Raw genomic sequence first — 1,279 nt, 5'->3', positions numbered from 1 at the left:
TTGACAAACAACTAAATTTACTGCAGGGTACCCCAGCCGGTATGCCAGCTGGTAACTCCATTTTTTTAAACCCTTATATCTTGTAAAAACAGATGTACACTCCCTAACTATAAGCCTTGATTTTATGTAACCTACCCGTTTCAAAAAACCCAGGTAAGCATTTAAATAAGGATGAGTGCTAATTATAATATACCCCTTTCGATAAGGGTTTAATAACTTTATAAGTCCGTAAAAACCAATCAACATGCTTTTATCGGTTACAAATTTAAAGCTATGCCCGTCAGGTATTTTTAATCCGCCATCTGCTGATTTTTTTAAAAAAATCAACGGCGAATTACTGGCGCGGGCCCCCATAAGCAATATGCTTTCTGCGCCATTAGCTTTGTCAGACATTGAAACAAAAACTAACTTATTTTTTTGATCAGGCATTTACTTAGATTAATTAAGGTTCCACATTTTTCTGATCAGCTTTTTCACGGGTCCTAAAACACTAAATGCTTTACGCTTACCATCAACAATAAGCAGGTCGCCGACAAAATTTATGGTATGTAACCCCTGATCATATGGAAACTGTGGCAGTAGTTCAAAAGCGCTATTGTATTGAAAATCTGTTTCGGTGATGGTTGTGACCTCATTTATTATAATCGAACCTCCATAACGTTTTTCGGGATTCTGACTTGGCATATACAATTTTTCCCCTACAATAAATAACCTGCCTGCGGATCTGCTTACATTTGAAGCAACACCAATAGGGTTTAAGCTATGTGCTTTGAATTCAGCTTCTAAAGTATCTGAATAAAACACATAAAGTTCTCCTTGCTTCCCCGATATGCTGGTAAATAGCCAATATTTATTGTTAAAATATATTATTGAGCTATCAACAAATTTATGACCTGCTACTATTACTTTGATTTTCTTAAACTTATACGGGTTTTCGACATCAACCTGGTATAATGCAATCTCCATTGCCGCTCCTGTTTCAGGGATACAATACAAATTATCGTCCGCGGCAAACATGTGAGGGTACGATAGATGTATTGATTGTTCAGTTATACCGGTTACCTTTCTTTTATTGTCAAAACTCATGGAATCAATCATCATAATTTCTCCTTTGCCTTTCCAGAATTTGAGTTCTTCATAATATAGGCACGTACGTCCGTTTATGTTTATAGCAAAAGGGTCTGCCGCATAATCGGCATCATCTTCTTCAAGCCATTTAATTTTACCATTTAGTTGTTGGCTGAGGATAAGATTTTCGGGGGTTTGAAAAACATAACCA

The 1,279-nt window shown here is 36.4% G+C and carries 2 protein-coding genes; both read right to left on the bottom strand.

The window, feature by feature from the left end; genetic code table 11:
* A partial coding sequence (locus AC1DO4_RS27825) for a hypothetical protein (RefSeq protein ID WP_477421039.1) occupies positions 1-429 on the bottom strand: 429 nt, incomplete at its 3' end.
* A gap of 9 nt (positions 430-438) precedes the next feature.
* Positions 439-1,279, bottom strand: an 841-nt coding sequence (locus tag AC1DO4_RS27820; protein WP_477421038.1) for a glucosamine inositolphosphorylceramide transferase family protein, incomplete at its 5' end; no start/stop codon positions are given.

Source organism: Mucilaginibacter sp. P5_A6 (genome assembly GCF_056400585.1).
The sequence above is the reverse complement of the archived record's forward strand: the minus strand, read 5'-3'. Positions and strand labels throughout refer to the sequence as shown.